At 36.7% G+C, this 5,707-nt stretch carries 5 protein-coding genes and 1 rRNA gene; 5 read left to right on the top strand and 1 reads right to left on the bottom strand.

Features of this window, described 5'->3' with window-relative positions; all coding sequences use genetic code 11:
• Positions 1 to 263 precede the first annotated feature (263 nt).
• Complete coding sequence (locus ACIPNH_RS03520) at positions 264 to 878, bottom strand: hypothetical protein (protein WP_264707467.1); 615 nt, start codon at positions 876 to 878, stop codon at positions 264 to 266.
• Between the two features lie 154 nt (positions 879 to 1,032).
• Between ACIPNH_RS03520 and ACIPNH_RS03515 the strand changes: the two genes are divergently transcribed.
• From ACIPNH_RS03515 to ACIPNH_RS03495, 5 genes are all read left to right on the top strand, one after another.
• A 16S ribosomal RNA gene (locus tag ACIPNH_RS03515) occupies positions 1,033 to 2,537 on the top strand.
• A gap of 99 nt (positions 2,538 to 2,636) precedes the next feature.
• The gene (gene sdhC / locus ACIPNH_RS03510; RefSeq protein WP_007548462.1) at positions 2,637 to 3,014 is read left to right on the top strand and encodes a succinate dehydrogenase, cytochrome b556 subunit; all 378 of its coding nucleotides are present in this window, start codon (positions 2,637 to 2,639) and stop codon (positions 3,012 to 3,014) included.
• Positions 3,011 to 3,367, top strand: coding sequence for a succinate dehydrogenase, hydrophobic membrane anchor protein (gene sdhD, locus ACIPNH_RS03505; RefSeq protein ID WP_010963113.1), 357 nt, complete (start codon positions 3,011 to 3,013; stop codon positions 3,365 to 3,367). Before sdhC ends, sdhD begins: the two co-directional genes overlap by 4 nt.
• A gap of 84 nt (positions 3,368 to 3,451) precedes the next feature.
• Positions 3,452 to 4,696 carry a hypothetical protein gene (locus ACIPNH_RS03500; protein WP_400771759.1) on the top strand — a complete coding sequence of 415 codons (1,245 nt, stop codon included), beginning with the start codon at positions 3,452 to 3,454 and terminating at the stop codon, positions 4,694 to 4,696.
• A 112-nt stretch (positions 4,697 to 4,808) separates the two neighbouring features.
• A partial coding sequence (locus ACIPNH_RS03495) for a mannose-1-phosphate guanylyltransferase (protein ID WP_400771757.1) occupies positions 4,809 to 5,707 on the top strand: 899 nt, incomplete at its 3' end.

Below are 5,707 nucleotides of genomic sequence, written 5' to 3'. Positions count from 1 at the left end.
AACGCTTTATAAGCGCGTTCAGCTTATTTAGATAAAAATCTAGATGTAGATGAAGTTTTGTAAAGACATATAGTATCTATATACTGCAAAAAATTGAACATAAGACGCCGATACATTAAGTAATCCTTACCTTTTAATCTGCAGATTGGCGAAAGCAAATACAATAGCTTCACTATCATGATAAGGGAGCTGGCGAGGCTTGTCAAGGAAGTTTTTCGTTTCATCCAATGCGCTGCCAAAAGCTATGTAAAAAGTCTAATGAGTTAACTCCCATATATCCTGAGTAATTCTTGTGCATTAGCTTTGATTAGGATAGGGCATTTTCTATCATTTAATAGGGAACGTAATATTTCAGTTGCACCCTTAACGTCGTTATTGTGTATCTTTACTATAGCGATGGCTTCTTGGCTTGAATAAGGGTATACTGTGCTTGATTCTAAATTATCAATTTTGTCTTTATTTATTTTTTCACCGTTGGAGTGAAGTAAGCTCATTACTTCTAAATATTGTGCTAACTCACGAAAAACATCAGGAGCATCTTTATCATCTGCCAAATCATTATAAATAGATGCTGTGTCTGTTGGCATTGAATCTGAGATATGATTGAATGCGCGTTCAAAATTTGCTAAATACTCCCAATTTGAATCTATTTCTTCTAGCAGCGGCTTATTATCTTTTTTTAAGAATAATACTTCGTAAAACTTGTCACCTGCAGTTATAGATTGTTTTGTGTTATCAATGTTGCGCAATAAGTATAATGTGATGCCAACTAACATTGGCGCGAGTGCAAGCAGAAAGATGTATTTTTTCATGGTAATATTCCAAATAGTTATATATTTATACATTAATGCTTTTGATTTGCAAAAACATATTGACATAGTGATTATATCACATAATAATGTTCTCAAAGTTGTTTGAATAGTTGGAGATTAAAATATTTCTAAAGTAGAAATAAAGACAGCAGTATTAAGCTAAATTATTTTTTTGTCGGATTTATCCGATGTACCCTCAACCTTTTATAGGTTGAAGTCTAAATTTGAGAGTTTGATCCTGGCTCAGAATGAACGCTGGCGGCAGGCCTAACACATGCAAGTCGAACGGAGTTATATTGTAGCTTGCTATAGTATAACTTAGTGGCAGACGGGTGAGTAATGTATAGGAATCTACCTAGTAGTACGGAATAATTGTTGGAAACGGCAACTAATACCGTATACGCCCTACGGGGGAAAAATTTATTGCTATTAGATGAGCCTATATTAGATTAGCTAGTTGGTGGAGTAATAGCCTACCAAGGCAATGATCTATAGCTGATCTGAGAGGATGATCAGCCACACTGGAACTGAGATACGGTCCAGACTCCTACGGGAGGCAGCAGTGGGGAATATTGGACAATGGGCGAAAGCCTGATCCAGCCATGCCGCATGAGTGAAGAAGGCCTTTGGGTTGTAAAGCTCTTTTAGTGAGGAAGATAATGACGATACTCACAGAAGAAGTCCTGGCTAACTCCGTGCCAGCAGCCGCGGTAATACGGAGAGGGCTAGCGTTATTCGGAATTATTGGGCGTAAAGGGCGCGTAGGCGGATTAGTAAGTTAAAAGTGAAATCCCAAGGCTCAACCTTGGAATTGCTTTTAAAACTGCTAATCTAGAGATTGAAAGAGGATAGAGGAATTCCTAGTGTAGAGGTGAAATTCGTAAATATTAGGAGGAACACCAGTGGCGAAGGCGTCTATCTGGTTCAAATCTGACGCTGAGGCGCGAAGGCGTGGGGAGCAAACAGGATTAGATACCCTGGTAGTCCACGCTGTAAACGATGAATGTTAAATATGGGAAGTTTTACTTTCTGTATTACAGCTAACGCGTTAAACATTCCGCCTGGGGACTACGGTCGCAAGATTAAAACTCAAAGGAATTGACGGGGACCCGCACAAGCGGTGGAGCATGTGGTTTAATTCGATGCAACGCGAAAAACCTTACCACTCCTTGACATGGAAATTATACCTATTCGAAGGGATAGGGTCGGTTCGGCCGGGTTTCACACAGGTGTTGCATGGCTGTCGTCAGCTCGTGTCGTGAGATGTTGGGTTAAGTCCCGCAACGAGCGCAACCCTCATCCTTAGTTACCATCAGGTAATGCTGGGGACTTTAAGGAAACTGCCAGTGATAAACTGGAGGAAGGTGGGGATGATGTCAAGTCATCATGGCCCTTATGGAGTGGGCTACACACGTGCTACAATGGTGGCTACAATGGGCTGCAAAGTCGCGAGGCTAAGCTAATCCCTTAAAAGCCATCTCAGTTCGGATTGTACTCTGCAACTCGAGTGCATGAAGTTGGAATCGCTAGTAATCGTGGATCAGCACGCCACGGTGAATACGTTCTCGGGTCTTGTACACACTGCCCGTCACGCCATGGGAATTGGTTTCACTCGAAGCTAACGACCTAACCGCAAGGAGGGAGTTATTTAAAGTGGGATCGGTGACTGGGGTGAAGTCGTAACAAGGTAGCAGTAGGGGAATCTGCAGCTGGATTACCTCCTTAGGCTTTGCACATAATTTACCATTTTTAATGATGGTGTTGTTATGTGCTATACTGCTGTCTTTACTTCTACTTTATTTTAATTTCCCGATAACGGATTTTATGAGTGATAGACCTCTTTCTCCACATTTACAAATATATAAAGTACAAGTTACTAGTTTTTTCTCTATTATGCATAGATTGACTGGTATCTTGCTATTCCTTTTATTAATGATACTTTCTTGGTATTTCATATTACATGTTTACTTTCCTGAGTTACTTATAGTAAGGTACTTAAATGCATTATTATTCACTCCTGTTGCTAAATTAGCTTATGTCTTATGTTTTATAAGTTTTGTATATCATTTTCTTAATGGTATTCGTCATTTATTGTGGGATGCTGGGCTTAATTTAGAAATTACTGGCGTTTCAAGGAGTGCTATACTGCTGACAGTAACGCTACTTCTTTCTACTATGGCTTTTTTATTTATGTTTATATGAGTCAGTCTGGAAATTCAGTACATCATTGGTGGGTTCAGCGTGTTTCTGCGGTAATTTTACTGTTCCTGTTTCCTTGGTTTATCTATTCATTTTCTTGCACATTTTATACTGATAGCTCTTTGTCTTTTAGTGAAAAATTTATTAATCACCCTCTAGAGCTTTTATTTTTTGTTGTATTGTTGTTTTGCATTTTTTGGCACGCAGTTCTTGGAATGCAGGTAGTATGCGAAGATTATATACACAGCGTACCTTTGAGGATTTTTACAATTACATGCATAAAGTACTTATCAAGCATTACTTATATAACCCTCGCTTTTACAATCTTTATCTTCTACAGGCATATTTTCTTGTAAAATCACCGGTGCTGTGTTAATATATTATTAGTGTACTAGTTTTATTATTGAACTATAGCATTATAGCGATTTTGGTTTGACAATATGTTTGAAGCATTAAAAAAGGGAGCAATAGATCTTACACTTAAAGCAAAAGGTCTGCTTACTTCACCTGAATCTCAAGTTTACGTCGAAGACCTTAGAAAGGTAATGATGTATGATGGAAGGAAATGCCAGTATCCAAAAAATTATGATCAAATTGTACAGTCTGCTAAAATCATAGAAAACAGGGATATGCATGGAAATGCTATACTAGATAAAGATAAAAATCCAACCTATAAACTTTTGTATGGTCAAAAAGATGAGAATGGAGAACAACCAAGTTTCAGATTATCTTTAGTTACCAAAGATAAAGATAATGATAGATCTTATTTTACTATCAATTATATAGACAATCAGGGTAAGCAAATTCCGATAAATGAGTTGCATAAGTCATATTTTGAGCCATTAGGCTTTTCGAGAATGGATTTGAAAAAACACGTGCCAATTTTTGAAGCTGAAAAAACTAAAGATCCTCAATATCCGTTTGAATTAACTAACTCTTCTGTGCTAACTAAAGAGGTAAAAAATAAAGAAGGTAAAGTTCAGGAAGTTGTTGATGAAAAAGGAAGAAATGGAGAATTATTATACACTAGTGATTACAAAAAGCTAAGCACCCATTTTTCAGAAATTAGAGATCAGAATGGTAATTTAGAGCTAGATAAAAGTCTTATATCTGTTCCTATCGTTTTTGCTACAAGCTTGGCTAAAGTTTGTACTAAATTGTTGACTTCTCTTCCTATAAAGTTAGGGGAGCATTTAATAAGCAACCAAAACCCAATTGCAAAGTCTTTTGGTTATCTTTTATTCACTCCTGCAGCGGCAGTAAAAAATTTAGTGGATATGGGAGCTACCATACTTAAGGCTCCAATTTTATTGTTTGTAGCAAATGAGAAAAAATATGGTGATGCTTACTTCACTATGTGGAAACACCAATTGAAAGGATGTTGGGAAGAAGCAAAAAGTGACTTTAATGTTATTAAGGGTGGAGAAAGGCTAAAGCCAGGGCAAAAGGATCATAAGCCACTTAGTATAGTGGGCACATGGGATGAGCTTAACGCTAGAAGGCCAAAGAAACAAGGGAATGATAAAGAAGTTAGCAAGAGTAATGAAATACTAAAGAGTCCTGAGGAAGAACAAAATAAGGGTAATGAAATATTAAGTGATAAAAGAAAAGGTCATGTTGAGGAATTACAAAATAGAAGAAATTCACAGCAAGGGCAAGGCGCTACACATGATCACTCTCATTAGCAATTACTTTAAATCAACATTTACTTTCTTTATTAACTATTCCACAACAAAAACTTGCATGTATTTTGCCCTCAGTATAAGATATTAATTATTTAATTAATATCTTAACTAAATGCGCCCTGTAATATTGTGTGGTGGTAGTGGTAGCAGACTTTGGCCTTTATCTAAGCCAAAGCAATTTCAGGAAATATTTAGTCAGAACACTATGTTTCACAACACTTTGTTGAGGCTGAAAAGCGATTATATGCCGCCCATAATTGCTACAAATATACAGTACGAGTCATTAGTGATGGAGGAATTGCATGCACTGCAAGAATATAAAGTGATTTTCGAACCAGTGAAAATTGGAACAGCAGCGGCAATATTAATTGCTGCGCTTCTCTGCAATGAAAACGAGACAATGTTAATTCTGCCTTCAGATCATTTCATAGGTGATTTGAATAGTTTTTATGCTTCTACTCAAAAAGCGTCTAAGTTAGCCTCTGAAACTAACTCTATAGTCACTTTTGGGGTTAAGCCTAATGAATTCAATTCTGAATACGGTTATATAAATGCAGTTTATGATCAGAAAGAAAAATATCATATAGTGAAAGATTTTACAGAAAAACCCGAGCGTAAGTTAAGTAACGATCATTATTGGAACTCTGGAATATTTGTGTTTAAAGCAAAACGCTACATAGATGAGATCAAAAAATCTGCCCTGAATCTTTACAATTCATGTTTTAAACATTTCACACCGCAAGAGAGATTTCTATATTTAAAACAACAAGATTTTGCAGGAATTAAAGACATATCCATTGATTATTTGGTGATGGAGAAAGCAAAAAACGTTGCAATGATAGAAGCTAATTTCGATTGGTTGGATGTTGGAACTTGGAATTCAGTTTTAGAATTGAGTGAGAAGTTTAGTAAAGAACCGGTGCCATTTCAGCATGTGATTAGAGAAAAAGAACCAGTTTCAACGACAGAAAGTAATAAAAATTTATTGGGTGGAGCTTGTAAGCAACCAAA

The organism is Wolbachia endosymbiont of Drosophila barbarae (genome assembly GCF_044752445.1).
In the GTDB taxonomy this organism is placed as follows: Bacteria; Pseudomonadota; Alphaproteobacteria; order Rickettsiales; family Anaplasmataceae; genus Wolbachia; species Wolbachia pipientis.
The sequence above is the reverse complement of the archived record's forward strand: the minus strand, read 5'-3'. Positions and strand labels throughout refer to the sequence as shown.